General features: G+C 70.3%; 12 protein-coding genes and 1 riboswitch. Of the genes, 10 read left to right on the top strand and 2 right to left on the bottom strand.

The genetic code is table 11. The features are described from left to right. Window positions 1-16 precede the first annotated feature (16 nt). Window positions 17-7,279, bottom strand: a complete 7,263-nt coding sequence (locus ASC82_RS06960; protein ID WP_242427582.1) for a DNRLRE domain-containing protein — start codon at window positions 7,277-7,279, stop codon at window positions 17-19. A gap of 737 nt (window positions 7,280-8,016) precedes the next feature. On the opposite strand from ASC82_RS06960, the gene dhaK reads away from it, so the two are divergent. The 5 genes from dhaK to ASC82_RS06935 all read left to right on the top strand — a co-directional run bounded on the left by dhaK (window position 8,017) and on the right by ASC82_RS06935 (window position 10,843). Then, window positions 8,017-9,009 (top strand): dihydroxyacetone kinase subunit DhaK, encoded by a 993-nt coding sequence (gene dhaK / locus ASC82_RS06955; protein ID WP_056643047.1) that lies wholly within the window; start codon window positions 8,017-8,019, stop codon window positions 9,007-9,009. A gap of 44 nt (window positions 9,010-9,053) precedes the next feature. Beyond that, window positions 9,054-9,674: a dihydroxyacetone kinase subunit DhaL gene (gene dhaL / locus ASC82_RS06950; protein ID WP_056643426.1), complete on the top strand. Its 621-nt coding sequence runs from the start codon at window positions 9,054-9,056 to the stop codon at window positions 9,672-9,674. Next, complete coding sequence (locus tag ASC82_RS06945; protein ID WP_056643044.1) at window positions 9,671-10,078, top strand: PTS fructose transporter subunit IIA; 408 nt, start codon at window positions 9,671-9,673, stop codon at window positions 10,076-10,078. Before dhaL ends, ASC82_RS06945 begins: the two co-directional genes overlap by 4 nt. A gap of 73 nt (window positions 10,079-10,151) precedes the next feature. Further along, window positions 10,152-10,454: a metalloregulator ArsR/SmtB family transcription factor gene (locus tag ASC82_RS06940; RefSeq protein ID WP_056643425.1), complete on the top strand. Its 303-nt coding sequence runs from the start codon at window positions 10,152-10,154 to the stop codon at window positions 10,452-10,454. After that, window positions 10,451-10,843 carry a VOC family protein gene (locus tag ASC82_RS06935; RefSeq protein ID WP_056643041.1) on the top strand — a complete coding sequence of 131 codons (393 nt, stop codon included), beginning with the start codon at window positions 10,451-10,453 and terminating at the stop codon, window positions 10,841-10,843. Before ASC82_RS06940 ends, ASC82_RS06935 begins: the two co-directional genes overlap by 4 nt. Before the next feature lie 89 nt (window positions 10,844-10,932). On the opposite strand, the gene ASC82_RS06930 is transcribed toward ASC82_RS06935, so the two are convergent. Next, complete coding sequence (locus ASC82_RS06930; protein WP_056643038.1) at window positions 10,933-11,325, bottom strand: RidA family protein; 393 nt, start codon at window positions 11,323-11,325, stop codon at window positions 10,933-10,935. A 42-nt stretch (window positions 11,326-11,367) separates the two neighbouring features. After that, a riboswitch (cobalamin riboswitch) is annotated at window positions 11,368-11,562 on the top strand. Window positions 11,563-11,590: 28 nt separating this feature from the next. On the opposite strand from ASC82_RS06930, the gene ASC82_RS06925 reads away from it, so the two are divergent. From ASC82_RS06925 to ASC82_RS06905, 5 genes are all read left to right on the top strand, one after another. Beyond that, window positions 11,591-12,289: an energy-coupling factor ABC transporter permease gene (locus ASC82_RS06925; protein WP_056643035.1), complete on the top strand. Its 699-nt coding sequence runs from the start codon at window positions 11,591-11,593 to the stop codon at window positions 12,287-12,289. Then, on the top strand, window positions 12,286-12,684 hold the full coding sequence (locus tag ASC82_RS06920; protein ID WP_056643032.1) for an energy-coupling factor ABC transporter substrate-binding protein: 399 nt from the start codon (window positions 12,286-12,288) through the stop codon (window positions 12,682-12,684). The genes ASC82_RS06925 and ASC82_RS06920 overlap by 4 nt, the downstream gene beginning before the upstream one ends. A 6-nt stretch (window positions 12,685-12,690) precedes the next feature. Next, a complete protein-coding gene (cbiQ, locus tag ASC82_RS06915) occupies window positions 12,691-13,440 on the top strand; it encodes a cobalt ECF transporter T component CbiQ (protein WP_056643029.1) in 750 nt (249 codons plus the stop codon). Beyond that, the gene (locus ASC82_RS06910) at window positions 13,437-14,318 is read left to right on the top strand and encodes an ATP-binding cassette domain-containing protein (protein WP_056643026.1); all 882 of its coding nucleotides are present in this window, start codon (window positions 13,437-13,439) and stop codon (window positions 14,316-14,318) included. The genes cbiQ and ASC82_RS06910 overlap by 4 nt, the downstream gene beginning before the upstream one ends. A 115-nt stretch (window positions 14,319-14,433) precedes the next feature. After that, window positions 14,434-16,467: an NADPH-dependent 2,4-dienoyl-CoA reductase gene (locus tag ASC82_RS06905; RefSeq protein ID WP_056643022.1), complete on the top strand. Its 2,034-nt coding sequence runs from the start codon at window positions 14,434-14,436 to the stop codon at window positions 16,465-16,467. Window positions 16,468-16,495: the final 28 nt, after the last annotated feature.

Genomic DNA, 16,495 nt, shown 5'->3' with positions numbered 1-16,495 from the left:
CCGAGATCCCTCGGAGTCACCAGTTCACCGGATTACCCGGAGAGCGTCGACCGAATCGGCGAATATGCTTGAGAATTCGAGCCGTCTCAAAATCTCTGGCCTCTCCCACCGTCCGGTACCGTCTAATGACGTGAGAGGAGTACCGCTGATATCCGGCGGCGCGGTTGAGCTTTCGCACCTGACTTTCCGCCCGTCGGGACTTACCGTCCTTGCGGATACCATGACGGACCCTGCCGGTTCCCGTTCCGTACTTATACACACCACCCGTGCGCTTGTCAATGATCTTGTACACGTGACTTCCGCACCTGCAGCGCCTGTCGTTTCCGTGGAATCCACAAGCGCTGTTGTGGGTGAGGATTTCCCGACCGGCGGAGTCCAGGACGGTGAATGTGTGGACATTGCCGACGTTGAGGTTGAACACGAGGCGGTCCGGCAATTCACCACGGTTGACTACCGATGTGACAGGCTGTGGTGAGCCGTCGGTGGCGATGAGGCGGCTTCCGCGGCGGACGTCGCGGGCCTTCGTCCACCCACTGCCGATCACCCACAACGGATGATCCGCCGTCGCCTGCAAGGGTGGGGTCGAGGGGTCGGTATCCGTGGCGATCTCGACCAGATTCTTGGATCCGTAGCCAGAGATCACATCGACCACGGGCTCCGCGGTGGTGACACCGGTCTCGGGGTCGGTCGCCGCGACATAGTCGCCGACCTGGACCTCGCTGATGGGCAGGTAACTGCCGTTCGCCATCAGGACCAGGGTCTCAGGTGCGAAGGAGTTGCATCGAGAGCGTCGCGAAACCCTCTTCGCCCGGGAGTAGTAGCGCTTGACCCGGCTTGCCTTGCGGAGTCCGCGGGCCGCTTTGAAGCCCTTGACGGCGAGACGGCCGGCGGAGCCGAAGGCGATGCCGACGCTCATCTCGGCGGCCTTGCGCCAGTTGCCGGTGGCGGCGTAGGAGATGGCTCCGACGGCGGAGGCGATGTTGCCGATGGGGCCGGGGATATAGGAGGCCACTTCCGCTACGCGGGCGACCCTTTTGAGCGCCTTCTTCCAGCTGAAGCCCCAGTTCCCGTCGAGGTCCGTGCAGTTGACCGGATCGCCGCTGCAGTAGTCGTACGGATTGGCGTTGCCTCCGGGCTGCGGGTCGACCTGCAGGAATCGGCCAAGCTCAGGGCTGTAGAGGCGGGCGCCCATGAGGATGACGTCGTCGAGTGCTTCGGAAGAGCGCTGCTTGGCGCCGAGCCAGCCGTAGCGCTGAGTGGCCTGGCCCTCGGCCGGGACGCCGAACTCGTCGAAGGTGAAGACCTGCGGTGCGGTCGTCGCGGAGTCGAGAGTGACGGCGACGTCGCCGTGGAGGTTGGCGAACTGCAGCTCGATGTCGCCGGTGCCGGATGTGGTGGCGGTGAGATCGCCGTCCGGTCCGGAGACGTTGCGGGTGAGGGTGCCCTGGGTGGTGTCCTCGATGATCCAGCGGGGCTCGTCGGAGTCGTCTCCGTAGTGGTTGAGCTTGCTGGTCGAGTTGGCCCAGGTACCGTCCGGCTGCTTCACCTCGGTGGTGAACGCGGTGAAGCGGTGGGCGGGGTCGAGGATCCAGGACTGGCGCTTGTCGCCCACGGTCTGGGAGGCGACGAGGTCGTTGTCCCAGTAGGTGTTGACCGAACCGGTGCCGGTGGCGGTGGTGCGGCCGAAGGCGTCATACGTGTAGCCGTCGGTCAGGAGCCGGTCGGCGCTGTCGTACGCGCTGGTGGTGGCCGTGCCGCCGGTGCTGGTGCACGAGCCGTCCTCGGCGGCGGCGTACACCGTCTTGGAGGTGCGGTTCATGCGTCCGGCGACGCTGCGCCCGGCCTCGTCGAAGGCGTAGGCGCGGGTGGTGCAGCCGGCGGTGGTGTTCTGGACGGCCTTGGTCAAGCGGCCAAGCCGGTCGTACGTGTACTCCTTGCTGTCCGTGGAGTTGGTGTCGGCGGCGACGGCGCCCTGGGTCGTCATGTCCAGGTGCTGGCCGTAGACGATCTGGCCGTCGGAGACACGGGTGTACGTACGGCCGGTGACCGCGCCACTGGCGTTGAAGGTGTCCTTGCGGACGTAGCCGCCGGGGTAGGTCTGCTCGACGAGCTGGCCGTCGGGGCCGTACTTCGCGGTGAAGGTGCCCGCGATGCTGTCGGTCACCGAGGTGACCATGCCGCGCGGTTCCTGGCCGTGGTCGTAGGTGTAGGTGCTGGAGCCGGTGTTGTCGCTGACCTTGACCGGCTTGCCGAACTTGTCGAACTCGGTCGTGGTCGTACCGCCGTCCGCGTCCGTGTACGACAGCAGACGGTCCAGGACGTCGAAGACCCTGGTGATGGTCTTGCCACCCGCCATCGTCTTCACCGCGTTGCCGGCCACCGGGTCGTACTCGGTGGTGACCTCGGGAAGGTCCTGGCCGAGGTCACCGGTGACGCGGGTGGAGACGATCCGGTCGGCCGCGTCGTAGACGGTGGTCGACGTGCGAGTCTTGCCCGCGTTGGTCTCGGTGGCCTCCTCGATGTCGCCGAAGCGGGAGTAGCGGGTGATGCGCTTGACCGGAAGGGTGTCCGGCATGCGCGTGGTGTCGGCGCCGGTGACCTTGCCGCCGGGGAGCGTGACACACGGGTTGCCGGCCCATTCGGGGCGGTTTCCGCAGGCGGCGTCGTCCGGGTTGGTCCCGGCCGTGTAGAACACGGTCTTCACCGTGCCGGTGTCCGCGCCGTTCGAGCTCGGTCTGCGGGACTCGATCGCGCGGCCGGCCGCGTCGTACTTGATGAGAGCGGTGAGGTTCGCCCCTCCGGCCACGGCGTCCGTGGTCACCGAGGTCTCGGTGCGCAGGGTCCAGCCGGAGGTGCCGCCGATCGGGGTGTCGTATCCGGTCTTGGTGACCCGAACCTCGACGTCGTTGGCGTAGCCCTCGATGCGAGCGCCGTCGAGGGTCGTGGTCTCCAGGTGGTAGGCCGCGCCGTCGGGCTTGCCCTCGTCGTACTTGTGGACGGTGTGCTCGCGCACGACCACCGAAGTTCCGGCGGACAGCGCGGGCATCGGCGGATCGGCCTGCGCCGGCACCGCCTCGTCGAGCAGGGCGCGGAAGACCGGCCCCGTTTCCTCCACCAGGTCCTGGCCGTCTCGGCTGTAGACGCTGCGGGAGTCCAGCAGAGCCGCACGGGCTGCGGAGTCGTCGGGCAGTTCGAGCTCGACAGCCTTCTCGTCGACCGACTGCCCAAGGCTGAGCGAAAGGAGCCGGTTGGTCGCCTCCAGAGCTCGGACCGCGTTGCCGAAACGGTCGTACTCGACGGTGTCGATGTCACCGGAACCGGTCGGTGACCACGTAGCGGTGTTCACCTCCAGCGCCGAGGCATTGAGGTAATGAACCGTCGCCTGCTGGTAGCCGTCCGGGCCGGGGACGGTGGCGGTAGCGGTGTTCGTGGCCGGGGTGGACTCGACGTCGAAGACCGCGGTCGCGTCCGTCGGCACGTCCGACTGACCCCACTTGGCGGTACTCACGCCGTCAAGGTCATACGGGCCACCGGCCGCGCGGGTCAGCGGGACCTCGTAGACCACCTTGGAGGCGGTCTCGCCCTCGATGACGTCCTTGCTGCCCGGCTTCAGGGCGGGTCGGCGGACCTGGAGCAGACGGCCCGGGTCCTGGTCGGCTCCGGCCTTGCCGTAGTCGAAGTACCAGGGCAGCTCGCCTGCGGTGTCGATCTTGGTGAGGCGGTTGCCGCTGTCGTACGTGTAGACGGTCTTGAAGACCGCGGTGTCCTCGGCCGAACCCTTGCGGGGGTCCCACGCCTCGACCAGCCGGCCGAGGGAGTCGTAGCGGTACGAGGCCACGTCGACGGCTGTTTCGGCACCGGCGCCCGGGTCCCAGGACCAGATCCGCACGGCCTTGACCCGGTCGGTGAAGTCGCCGGGGGTGGTGGCCGTGGCGGTGGTCGCCGTCGCGTAGACGTACTCCAGGACCTCACAGCCGCGCGCCGGGACGGCTCCCGTGCACTGCCCGGCGTCGTCGACGCCCGGCTCGGCCTCGCCGATGACCCGCTTGACGAGGGTGCGGCCGTCAGTGGTGTCGTAGACGTACCGGCTGGTGGACGCCTCGTCCGTACCGGAAACGGAGTCCACGACGTAGACGTCGGAGCCTGTCTGCTTCTTGAAGCGGGTGATCGTGTCGTCGTCGCCGGTCAGGACATAGTCGCTGCCAGAGGCGCTGAGGATCACGCCCTCGGAGCCGGGCTCGGGGCTGAACGAGCCGTCCGAGCTCTTCGCGAAGGTGATGGTGGAGTCGTCGAAGCTGGTGATGACCGCGACGTCCCTGCCCGGGAAGGTCAGCGAGTGCAACTCGTTGTCCGTCACACCGCCCGCGGCCCCGCTGGCCCACTCAGGACCGAACGGGGCGACCAGCTCTCGCAGGGAAAGGTGGTCGAAGTACACGGACTTGCCCGAGTTCGCGGGGAAGCCGTTGTAGAGCCGCAGGAAGGCCGTGGTCGCGTCCGCGGGCACGGTGAAGTCGAGCGAGAGCTCCGCCCACGCGTCGGTGTAGGGCACCTTGCGCGAGACCGGCTCGACCATGCCGCCCGGCGTGGAGAAGCCGGCGTACAGCCGCAGGCCCCGGGCGTGCTGCGGGGAGAGGCCGGTGGCGGCGGGCACGTAGGCCCAGGCGGAGAACCGGTACGTCTTGCCCGGCTTCATACCCAGGCGCAGTGCCGTCTGGTCGCCGCCGACCATGGCGAAGGAGTCGCCGCTCGCATTGGTCGTAGGTACGACCTTCAGCGAGTCGGTGGATCCGTCCTGGCCGAGGGCGGTGTCCCGGGTGAGCGTCGCCGTGGTGGCGGTGAAGCCGGTCGTGTCGGTGGACACGTCCTGCTGGTTGGCCGTCAGGCGTTGGCCCTGCGGCATCCAGCCGCGGTCCGTCCCTCGCGAGGAGACAGTGCGGGACGACGACAAACCGAGTTCGTCCGCGTCGGTGACTCCGATGGAGTAGTCACCTGTGAGCAGGTTGACCGACCCCGGACCGACCTCGTCCGAGGCGGCCCCGTCGGCATTGGGGTCGACGGTGAATCCGCGCCACTCGCTGATGTACGCGGTGTCGGCGTCGTTGTCCGTGTAGAGGACCGCGCGGACCTGGACGACACCGCCGATCTGGCCGAGGGTCTCCAGGACCGACCAGTTCGCGTACGCGCCGATCTGGGCCAGCGGCGTCTTCGGCGCGGTGATCGGGGTGTTGTCCTGCTTGGCCAGGTTGGCCAGCGGGACGTCGTAGACCGTCGCGCCGGGGCCGCGACGCCACTGGTAGGTGACGCGGGTGTACTTGGGCTGCGCGTCGACCGCGATCTGCACCCGCCGCGCGCTGACCGCGCCCTCCGCGGGCTGGAGCATCGCGCCCTGGCCGACCAGGAAGTCGTAGAGCACCGCCGTCGAGACGTTGCCGGCCTTGTCCTTCGTCTGGACCTTCAGCGTGCGGTGGCCGTCGGCGGCCGGAGTGATCGACACCGTGGTCGAGCCGGTCGCCGCCACGGTCACCGCCGCGGCGCCGTCCAGCGAGTAGACGTAGCCGTCCAGGTCCGTGGTACCGGTCGCCGGGGTGAAGGTGAACTTCCCCGCCGTGCCGCCACCGCCGTGCCACGCGCCGTCCTGCGGATAGTCCGTGGACGACACGAACGGGGCGCCGGGTTTGGTGGTGTCGACCGTGAACGTCTGCCAGGCCGACCAGGTGCCGTTCCAGTCCTGTCCGTCGTAGACCGCCGCCCGCCACTTGTACGAGCCGGGGGCGAGCGCCGTGCCGGGGGTCCAGGTCGCGGCGGCGCCGGAGGCCACGTAGACCGAGGTGCCGGACTGCAGGGCCGCGGCCCCCGCCGAGGCCCAGACCTCGAAGGTCAGCCGGACGGTGTTGCCGTCGGCATCGGTCGCCTTGGCCGACAGGGTCGGCGTCGTGTCGTTGGTCGCCGTGCCGGTCAGCGGGGACAGCGGAGCGGCCGCTCCCGGCCTGGTGTTGTACGTGACCGAGAGGTACGGCGTACCGGAGGTCGCGTTACCGGAGTTGAACTTCTTCCAGGCGAACTCGTCGCTCTCGTCCGTCGCCCGGATGCCGAGGGTGTTGGTCCCGTTGCCATTGCCCGCCCAGGCGGCGGCCAGGCTCGTGATGTCCGTGGTCGCCCACCCGTCGGCGCACGAGGACGAGTAGCCCTTGGTGGCCGTGCTGGTGGCCCACTTGTTGTTCCAGTTCGGCTGGGCGGTCCACCGCGAGCCCGTGGAGGCGGAGCTGGTGTCCCAGACCTCCCAGCTGCGCGCGCTGCACGACCAGGAGTGGAAGTTGTAGAGGTTCAGGCTGGCCGACTTGATCACCTTGCCGGTGATCTTCGACATGGGGAAGGCGAGGAACGACCGGGCCACCTGGCCCGAGCCGTTGTTGCCCAGCTTCAGCTCGGTCGCGGCCGACTGGTCGGTCGTGTACCCCTGCTGTACGAAGGTGTCAAAGCTCGCCCCGATGTTCACGGCCGGGTCGACCGTCACCGGGAACTTCGTCGCCGGGTCGGCGAGGAAGGCGGCGTTCGGGGTCAGCGTGAGGTCGACCGTGTCACCGTTCTGGGTGACCTTCAGACCGACATCGGCCTTGCGCTCGTGCTCGCCCGAGTTCGGGTCGACCGTCGCGTCCCACATCACCGGCGCGGGCAGCACGCCCACGTTCTTACCGGTGCCGGGCTCGGTGAACGACACGGAGCGATCCGCGTTCGCCTTGACAGTGAGCCCCTTGGCCTGAAGCGTCATCGTCACCGAGCCGTTGGCGTCGACGGCGGTGCGGTCCTTCAGCTCCAGGAACTGCTCGAAGCCCGTGCGGGTCGACTCGATCACCATGTCGGTGCCGGTCGTCACACCCGGGTAGCGTGCCTCGGTCCCGTGCACGGTCGGGTCGGGCAGGGCACCGCGCCACGAGAGGGTCATCTCGTGGCCCTCACCGCTGTCGAGCGAGAGCAGCGGCATGGCAGGCGTCGTCTTCTCGCCCGGCTCGCCACCCGATGCCTCGATGCGCGCGACATCCGCGGCCGACGACTCGCCGGCCAGCTTCAGGTCGAGCGGGTGGGCGGCCGCATGGACTCCACCGCCCGGTGCCTCGACGAAGCTGGGGTCGACGTTGCGCCAGGTGCCGTTGTCGTCCTTGAACCGGACCGGTCCCGTGTACGACTCCAGCGACATCGAGCCGTCGGGGTTCGCCCAGCTCGTCGTGGCCTCGGTCCGCTCACCGGTGACCTCGATCCGCCGGTTCTGCAACCGGGCCATGACCACGGCCGAAGCCGAGTCCTCCGCCTCGGCCGGCCCCTGAACCTGAGGCTCTGCGACGGGAGCGCTGGGAGGCTCCGCTGACGCGATCCCCTCCAGCAGTCCGAACGTCATCAACACGGCCGTGGCCAGGGCTATTCGTCTCATTCGCCCCGGTGATGGCAGCGGATGCCGCTCGGATGGAGCGACTCTCCGATTTCTCGCGCTCGTCATGTGTCCCCTCATCAAGTGGTGTTGATCGGGAGAAACTTAAGGCTGCGAGAAAGACACGGGACGATACATAGACGAACAGAAGCGGCGATGCATGTAGCCCTTGTGATCGAAGTGTGATCCGACTTCGGGAACCGGGCGTTCTCGGAGGGCGTTGCCGGCACGGCCGTCGGTCTCGGCAGCGAGTGTCACCCCGCCGTCCTTCGGGGGTGATGCCGGCGGCGGCCAAGACCCGAGGCACCGCACGAAGCCTGTCGGCATGGAATCGGTCGCTTCCACCCGCGACGCACCGGTGCGCGAGCGCGCCCCCGCGCCGATAATTGCCCCATCGTGCACAAGTGCAAAGAGCACGCAGCGCCAGACGACCCTGACGGGTGGTCTGGAAAGTCAGCAGCAGGTCAGCATCGGTACCGCGCCAAACCGCCCCCAGTCACCGCACACCGCCAAGATCAATAACTGACCTCGCCCACTCTGACCTGCGAAAACCTTGCTCAGTTACATGCCTGCCAGTCCCCCAGGAGGTATCCGTGAGGATGTTGATCAACGTTCCGGAGACGGTCGTGGCCGATGCGCTGCGCGGGATGGCCGCCGCTCATCCGGAGCTGACCGTGGACGTGGAGCGGCGGATCGTCCTGCGGCGGGACGCGCCCGTGGCCGGGAAGGTCGCGCTGGTGTCCGGGGGCGGGTCCGGGCACGAGCCGTTGCACGGAGGGTTCGTGGGGCCGGGGATGCTGGCGGCCGCGTGCCCCGGGGAGATTTTCACGTCGCCCGTGCCGGATCAGATGGTGCGGGCCGCGGCGGCCGTCGACAGTGGCGCCGGGGTCCTGTTCGTCGTCAAGAACTACACCGGTGACGTGCTCAACTTCGAGATGGCTGCGGAGCTCGCCGAGGACGAGGGCATCCAGGTCGCGAAGGTCCTGGTCGACGACGACGTGGCGGTGACGGACAGTCTGTACACGGCGGGGCGGCGCGGAACCGGGGGCACCCTGTTCGTGGAGAAGATCGCGGGTGCCGCCGCCGCGGAAGGCGCGCCTCTGGAGCGGGTGGAGGCCATCGCCCGCCGGGTCGACGAGCGCTCGCGCTCCTTCGGGGTCGCGCTGAGCGCGTGCACCACCCCCGCCAAGGGCAGTCCCACCTTCGATCTCCCGGAAGGAGAGCTGGAGTTGGGGGTCGGCATCCACGGCGAGCCGGGGCGCGAACGGCGCCCCATGATGACGTCCCGGGAGATCGCCGACTACGCCGTCGACGCGGTCGTCGAGGACCTGCGCCCGTCCGGGCCGGTGATCGCGCTCGTCAACGGGATGGGCGGGACCCCGCTGATCGAGCTGTACGGCTTCAACGCCGAGGTCCAGCGGGTGCTGACCGAGCGTCGGATCCCGGTGGCCCGGACGCTCGTCGGGAACTACGTGACCTCGCTCGACATGGCCGGCTGCTCGGTGACCCTGTGCGAGGTCGACGAGGAGCTCCTGCGCCTGTGGGACGCGCCGGTGCAGACGCCCGCGCTGCGTTGGGGGCGGTGACCGGAGGGATGGGTGAGGGTGAGGGTCAGGGTGAGCGTGAGGGCATGAGTGTGGACTTTGGTGCGGACTTTCTCGTGCGGTGGCTTGAGGCTTCCGCCCGGACCGTGGAGCGTGAGGCCGATCGGCTCACCGAGCTGGACTCCGCGATCGGCGACGCCGACCACGGCGTCAATCTGAAGCGCGGGTTCACGGCCGTCGCGGAGCTGTTGGAGAAGGAGCCTCCCGCGACGCCCGGCGCGGTGCTCGTCGCCGCCGGGCGGCAGCTGATCTCCACGGTGGGCGGGGCGTCGGGACCGCTGTACGGGACGCTGCTGCGCCGGGCGGGCAAGGCGCTCGGCGAGGACGAGCGCGTCGGCCGGGAGCGGCTGGCGGAGGCGTTCGGCGCGGGTGTGGCAGCCGTGTCCCAGTTGGGCGGCGCCCAGGTGGGCGACAAGACGATGCTGGACGCGCTCGTCCCGGCCGTCGAGGGTCTGCGGAGCTCCTTCGGAGCCGCGCGCGCGGCGGCCGAGGAGGGCGCCCTCGCGACCGTACCCCTCCAGGCGCGCAAGGGTCGGGCCAGTTATCTCGGCGAGCGGTCGATCGGGCACCAGGATCCGGGGGCGACGTCGTCGGCGCTGCTGTTCGCGGAGCTCGCCGAGACCGCCCGGTCGGAGGGGGCCGCGTGAGCGCGGCGGCGCCGGTGGGCATCGTCCTGGTCTCGCACAGCGCGGATGTCGCGGCCTCGGTGGTGGCCCTTGCGCAGGGACTCGCGGGTGGCGGGACCGCGCCCGTCCTTCCGGCGGGCGGGCTGCCCGACGGCGGTCTGGGGACGAGCGCCGAGCTGATCACCGCGGCGGCGAAGGCCGTCGACCGGGGCGCCGGGGTGGCGCTCCTGGTCGACCTGGGCAGCGCGGTCCTGACCGTGAAGGCGCTGCTCGCCGAGGGCGACGAGCTGCCGGAGGGCGCCCGGCTGGTCGACGCGCCCTTCGTCGAGGGCGCGGTCGCCGCACTGGTGACGGCGAGTGCGGGCGGGGATCTCGACGCGGTGGCCGCCGCGGCCTCGGAGGCGTACGCCTATCGCAAGGAGTGAGTTCTCGTCGGGGCGCAGGACACGCCGCGCCCTCGACTTGATAGGGAAGTGAACACTTGCCTATCCTGGGGTGGTGGCCGACGACCTGTTCAAAGCCTTGGCCGACCCCACCCGCCGCACGATCCTCGACGAGCTCTCGGAGAAGTCCGGACAGACACTGTTCGAGATCTGCTCGCGGCTGAGCATGAAGCACCAGCTCGGCATCTCGCGCCAGGGGGTCTCCCAGCACCTCGCCGTGCTGGAGGCCGCCGGGCTCGTCGAGACCAGGCGGGAGGGCCGCTACAAGTTCCACGACCTGAATACGGCCCCGCTGCGGCAGATCACCGAGCGGTGGCCCGTGCCCGACACCCCAGGACCGGAGAAGAGCACCCCATGAAAATCCATCTGACCAGCATCTTCGTCGACGACCAGGCGAAGGCCGAGCGTTTCTACACGGAGATCCTCGGCTTCGTGAAGAAGCACGACGTCCCGCTGGGCGAGACGGACCGGTGGCTCACCGTCGTCTCCTCCGAGGAGCCCGGCGGCACCGAGCTCCTCCTGGAGCCCGCAGGCCACCCGGCCGTCAAGCCCTACCGCGACGCGCTCATCCAGGACGGCATCCCGCTGGCCCAGTTCGCGGTCGACGACGTGCGGGCGGAGTACGAGCGCCTGAGCGGCCTCGGTGTCCGCTTCACCCAGGAGCCCCTGGAGATGGGCCCCGTCACCACCGCCGTCTTCGACGACACCTGCGGCAACCTGATCCAGATCGCGACGGAGCCCAAGTAGTCCGAGGCGTTCGGAAGCAGTCCGAAGCAGTCCTGGAGCGGGCCGGCCATCGGACGGCCCGCTCCCGTCGACGCCGTCAGTCGACACCGTCAGTCGACGACCGCGTCGATCTCGACCTCGACCAGCCATTCGGGGTCGATGAAGCGCGAGACCTCGACGAAGGTCGTGACCGGCCGCACCGCCGCGAACCGCTCCCCGTGGGCCCGCGCGGCCTCCCTCCAGCGGGTCACGTCGGTGAGCATGATCCGCGTCCGTACGACGTCCTCCAGCGACGCGCCCGCGGCCTTCAGTGCCGTGTAGGCGATATCCAGACACCGGACGGTCTGCGCGTACACATCGCCGGGCGCCACGGTCGCCCCGTCGTCGCCGATCGGCGCCGTCCCGGCGACCGCCACGTGCGCACCCTTTCGAACGGCACGGGAAAACCCGATCTCCGGTTCGAGCGGCGAGCCGGAACCGACCGTCCGTCGGACATTCCCCATGGCCTCGCGCCCCTTCGCGTTGTGATGCACCTGATCAACGCACTAGTGTCGCAGGGCCTTGGTGTACGGGAAACCGGTGCGGTACCGGTGCGGCCCTCGCCACTGTGATCGGGAGTTCCGGCTCCACACTCGGGGGAGACACCCTCGGGCAAGCCACTGGACCGCCGCGGTGTGGGAAGGCGGAGTCGGGACGTATGACCGTCAGCCAGGAGACCGGCCAGGGTGCGTTGTCCATCCACGAGGTGCTGGAGAGGGTCTCCCGACCATGCATATAGCCGAGGGGTATCTGCCCCCCGCTCACGCCGCCGCCTGGGGCGTCGCGGCCGCTCCGTTCATCGTCCACGGGGTCCGCGCGCTCACCCGCGAGGTGCGTTCCAACCCCGAGTCCACCCTGCTGCTCGGCGCCTCCGGCGCCTTCACGTTCGTCCTGTCGGCTCTCAAGCTCCCCTCCGTGACGGGCAGTTGCTCGCATCCGACGGGTACGGGTCTGGGCGCGATCCTCTTCCGGCCGCCGATCATGGCGGTCCTCGGGACGATCACCCTGCTCTTCCAGGCCCTGCTGCTCGCACACGGCGGGCTCACCACGCTCGGCGCCAACGCCTTCTCGATGGCGATCGTCGGCCCCTGGGCGGGGTACGGGACCTACCTGCTGGTGCGCCGCTTCGGTGCTCCGCTGATGGTCGCCGTCTTCTTCGGCGCGTTCGTCGCCGACCTGTCCACGTACTGCGTCACGAGCGTGCAGCTCGCGCTGGCCTTCCCGGACCAGGGCAGCGGCGTGATGGGCGCCCTGGCCAAGTTCGGTTCCATCTTCGCCGTGACGCAGATTCCGCTCGCGGTGAGCGAGGGCCTGCTCACCGTGCTCGTGATGCGGCTGCTCACGCAGTCCAGCAAGGGCGAGTTGACCCGACTGGGCGTCCTGACCCGGTCCGCCGCGAAGCGACACGAGGAGGCGGACGCGCGATGAGCTTCACCGTCAGCCGGAACACGAAGATCAACGCCCTCCTGCTGCTCGTCGTCGCCGCGCTCGCGGTGCTGCCGCTCGCGCTGGGGCTCGGCGACCACAAGGAGGAGCCGTTCACCGGGGCGGACGCGGAGGCGGAGACCGCGATCACCGAGCTCCAGCCGGACTACGAACCGTGGTTCAGCCCCCTGTACGAACCGCCGTCCGGGGAGATCGAGTCGGCGCTGTTCGCCCTCCAGGCCGCGCTCGGCGCCGGTGTCCTCGCGTACTACTTCGGTGTGAGGCGCGGACGCCGGCAGGGCGAGGCCCGCGCGTCGGCGAAGGCCTCGGAGGCGGCGGTGGTGGCGGAGACCGCCGCGGGCTCCGGCAGCACCGCCGCCGGCGACAAGGACGCGTAGCCGCTCATGCTGCCGATCGACGCGGCGGCGCACAGCAGTCGCTGGCGCCGCCGCCATCCCGTCGAGAAGGCCCTGCTCGGCTTCGGGCTCACGCTCTGCGCGGTGTGTCTGCCGCCGTGGCCTGGCGCCGTGCTCGTCGCGGCGGCCACGCTCGCGGTGCTGCTCGGCCCGGCCGGGGTCGCGGGCCGTCAGCTGTGGCGGGCGTTCCGCGTGCCGCTCGGGTTCTGCGTCACGGGCGCGGTCCCGCTCCTCTTCGAGGTGGGCGGGGCGCGGGGGTTCGTCGCCCTCACGCCCGGCGGGCCTGTCCACGCGGGCGAGCTGCTGCTGCGGACCGCCTCGGCCTCGCTGGGGGTGCTGCTCTTCGCGTTCACGACGCCCGTCTCCGACGTGCTCCCCCGGCTGGTCCGGGCCGGGGTGCCGGCTCCCGTGGTGGACGTGGCACTCGTGATGTACCGGATCATCTTCCTGCTCCTCGACTCGATGTCGAAGATCCGCCAGGCGCAGGCGGCCCGGCTCGGGCACACCACCCGGGCGGCCACCTGGCGCTCGCTCGCCGGGCTCGGCGCCACCTCGTTCGTGCGCGCCTTCGACCGGGCGCAGCGCCTGCAGTCGGGGCTCGCCGGGCGCGGTTACGACGGGACCCTGCGGGTCCTGGTCCCCGCCGCCGCGGTGTCCCGCCGGTTCCTGGCGGCGGTGGCCGTCCTGCTCTGCGGGCTCGTCGCCCTCACCCTCGTACTCGAAAGGTTCCTGCCGTGACGTCTCCGACGGCCTCTCCGACGTCCCCTCCACCGCCCGTCGTGGAGCTGGTGAAGGCGGGTTTCGCCTACGAGGACGGGCCGGCGGTCCTGTCGGGCGTGGACTTCGCGGTGCCGGAAGGGCGGTCGATCGCGCTCCTCGGGCGGAACGGCAGCGGCAAGACGACGCTGCTGCGGCTGCTCAGCGGGGGGCTGCGGCGCGGGAGCGGGGCGCTGCTCCTGGACGGGGCGGAGGTGACGTACGACCGGAAGGGGCTGACCCGGCTGCGGACGACCGTGCAGCTCGTGGTGCAGGACCCGGACGACCAGCTCTTCGCCGCCTCGGTCGGTCAGGACGTGTCGTTCGGTCCGATGAACCTGGGGCTGCCGGAGGAGGAGGTACGGCTCCGGGTGCGGGAGGCCCTGGAGGCGCTGGACATCGTGGCCCTGGAGGACCGGCCGACGCACCTGCTGTCGTACGGGCAGCGCAAGCGGGCGGCGATCGCGGGCGCGGTGGCGATGCGGCCGCGGGTGCTGATCATGGACGAGCCGACGGCCGGGCTCGATCCGCACGGCCAGGAGCGGCTCCTCGACGCCCTCGGGCGGCTGCGCGAGGCCGGTACGACGGTGGTGATGGCCACGCACGACGTGGACCTCGCGCTGCGCTGGGCGGACGAGGCGGCGGTGCTCTCCCCGGCCGGTCTGCGGACCGGGCCGGTGGCCGAGCTCCTCGGGGACGACGCGCTGCTCGACGCGGCGCGGCTGCGACGGCCGTGGGGCACGTCCGTGGCCCGGCTGCTGCGCGCGCACGGGCTGCTCGCCCCGGACGCGCCCGAGCCCCGTACGCCGGAGGAACTGGACCCGTGGACGGCCGCCACGCCGCTTGCCACCGACCAGTAGACCTCTTGCTACCGAGTAGTAGACATCACGTGCCGAACCTTCTGCAACTAGTTGCATAACAGGGAGGGGTCCCCTAGAACTGAGGTCGACTGATCCTGCGCGAGGAGGCGCCCCCATGACCGCGACCCCCACCCCCACCCCGTACCCGCATCTGCTGAGCCCGCTCGACCTCGGGTTCACGACCCTGCCCAACCGGGTGATCATGGGTTCGATGCACGTCGGCCTGGAGGAGACGGAGCACGGCTTCGAGCGCATGGCCGCCTTCTACGCCGAGCGCGCCCGCGGCGGCGTCGGCCTGATCGTCACCGGCGGCATCGCACCCAACGAGGCCGGCCGCCCCTGGGACGGCGGAGCCAAGCTCACCACCGCCGAGGAGGTCGCCGAGCACCGGCTCATCACCGACGCCGTGCACGGAGAGGGCGGCCGGATCGCGATGCAGATCCTGCACTTCGGCCGGTACGCGTACCACCCCGCCCTCGTCGCGCCCAGCGCGATCCAGGCGCCGATCAGCCCCTTCGTACCGAACGAGCTGACCGACGCCGAGGTCGAGCAGACCGTCGAGGACTACGCCCGCTGCGCCGAGCTCGCCAAGGAGGCCGGCTACGACGGCGTCGAGGTCATGGGCTCCGAGGGCTACCTCATCAACGAGTTCATCGCCGCGGCAACCAACCAGCGCACCGACCGCTGGGGCGGCTCGTACGAGAACCGGGTCCGCTTCCCGCTGGAGATCGTCCGCCGCATCCGCGAGCGGGTCGGCGAGGACTTCATCCTCGTCTACCGCCTCTCCATGCTGGACCTCGTCCCCGGCGGCTCCACCCTGGAGGAGGTCGTCCGGCTCGCCAAGGAGATCGAGGCGGCCGGCGCGACGATCATCAACACCGGCATCGGCTGGCACGAGGCGCGGATCCCCACCATCGCCACCTCCGTGCCGCGCGGCGCGTACACCTGGGTGACGAAGAAGCTCATGGGCGAGGTCTCCGTCCCGCTCGTCACCAGCAACCGCATCAACACCCCCGAGGTCGCCGAGGAGATCCTCGCCGACGGCCGCGCCGACCTGGTCTCGCTGGCCCGCCCCTTCCTCGCCGACCCCGCCTTCGTCGCGAAGGCCTCGGAAGGCCGCGCCGACACGATCAACACCTGCATCGGCTGCAACCAGGCCTGCCTGGACCACACCTTCAACCTGAAGATCACCTCCTGCCTGGTCAATCCGCGCGCCTGCCACGAGACCGAGCTCGTCCTCTCCCCCACCCGCCGCGCCAAGCGCGTCGCCGTGGTCGGCGCGGGCCCGGCCGGGCTCGCCTGCGCGGTGTCGGCGGCCGAGCGCGGCCACGCCGTCACCCTCTTCGACGCCGCCGCCGAGATCGGCGGCCAGCTCAACATCGCCAAGCGCGTGCCGGGCAAGGAGGAGTTCGACGAGACCCTGCGCTACTTCCGCGTGCAGCTCGCCGAGCGCGGCGTCGAGGTCCGACTGAACACCCCGGTCGCGGCGGGCGACCTGGACGGGTACGACGAGGTCGTCGTCGCCACCGGCGTCTCCCCCCGCACCCCCGCCATCGCGGGCGTGGACCACCCGAGCGTCGTCAGCTACCTCGACGTGCTGCGGGACGGCGCGCCGGTCGGCGAGCGGGTGGCGATCATCGGCGCCGGCGGCATCGGCTTCGACGTCGCCGAGTTCCTCACGGACGGCGGGGAGGGCGCGAGCCAGGACCCCGAGACGTACTTCCGCCAGTGGGGCGTGGACACCTCCTACGAGAACCGGGGCGGCCTCCGCACCCCCGAGCGCACCGCGCCGCCGCGCCAGGTGCACCTGCTCCAGCGCAAGACCACCAAGGTCGGCGCGGGCCTCGGCAAGACGACCGGGTGGATCCACCGCACCGAGCTCAAGCACCGGGGCGTCGCCATGGTGGCGGGCGTGTCGTACGAGCGGATCGACGACGAGGGCCTGCACGTCACGATCGACGGCGAGGCCCAGCTCCTGCCGGTCGACACGATCGTGCTCTGCGCCGGCCAGGACCCGCGGCGCGACCTGTACGAGGGGCTGGTCGCGGCGGGCCGTTCGCCGCACCTGATCGGTGGCGCGGACGTCGCCGCCGAGCTGGACGCCAAGCGGGCGATCGACCAGGGCACGCGGCTCGCCGCCGAGCTGTGATCACCGCCCCCTGATCCGCTTGTCCCTG

It is taken from the genome of Streptomyces sp. Root431 (assembly GCF_001426585.1).
GTDB lineage: Bacteria > Actinomycetota > Actinomycetes > Streptomycetales > Streptomycetaceae > Streptomyces > Streptomyces stackebrandtii.
Note: the sequence above shows the minus strand (reverse complement) of the source record. Positions and strands in the feature narration are given on the sequence as shown.

What these genes read in the sequence shown, in the direction of transcription:
- ASC82_RS06960 (WP_242427582.1), bottom strand. Translation starts at nt 7,279, where the DNA reads ATGGCCCGGTTGCAGAACCGGCGGATCGAGGTCACCGGTGAGCGGACC.
- dhaL (WP_056643426.1), top strand. Translation starts at nt 9,054, where the DNA reads ATGAGTGTGGACTTTGGTGCGGACTTTCTCGTGCGGTGGCTTGAGGCT.
- ASC82_RS06905 (WP_056643022.1), top strand. Translation starts at nt 14,434, where the DNA reads ATGACCGCGACCCCCACCCCCACCCCGTACCCGCATCTGCTGAGCCCG.
- ASC82_RS06930 (WP_056643038.1), bottom strand. Translation starts at nt 11,325, where the DNA reads ATGGGGAATGTCCGACGGACGGTCGGTTCCGGCTCGCCGCTCGAACCG.
- ASC82_RS06925 (WP_056643035.1), top strand. Translation starts at nt 11,591, where the DNA reads ATGCATATAGCCGAGGGGTATCTGCCCCCCGCTCACGCCGCCGCCTGG.
- cbiQ (WP_056643029.1), top strand. Translation starts at nt 12,691, where the DNA reads ATGCTGCCGATCGACGCGGCGGCGCACAGCAGTCGCTGGCGCCGCCGC.
- ASC82_RS06920 (WP_056643032.1), top strand. Translation starts at nt 12,286, where the DNA reads ATGAGCTTCACCGTCAGCCGGAACACGAAGATCAACGCCCTCCTGCTG.
- ASC82_RS06935 (WP_056643041.1), top strand. Translation starts at nt 10,451, where the DNA reads ATGAAAATCCATCTGACCAGCATCTTCGTCGACGACCAGGCGAAGGCC.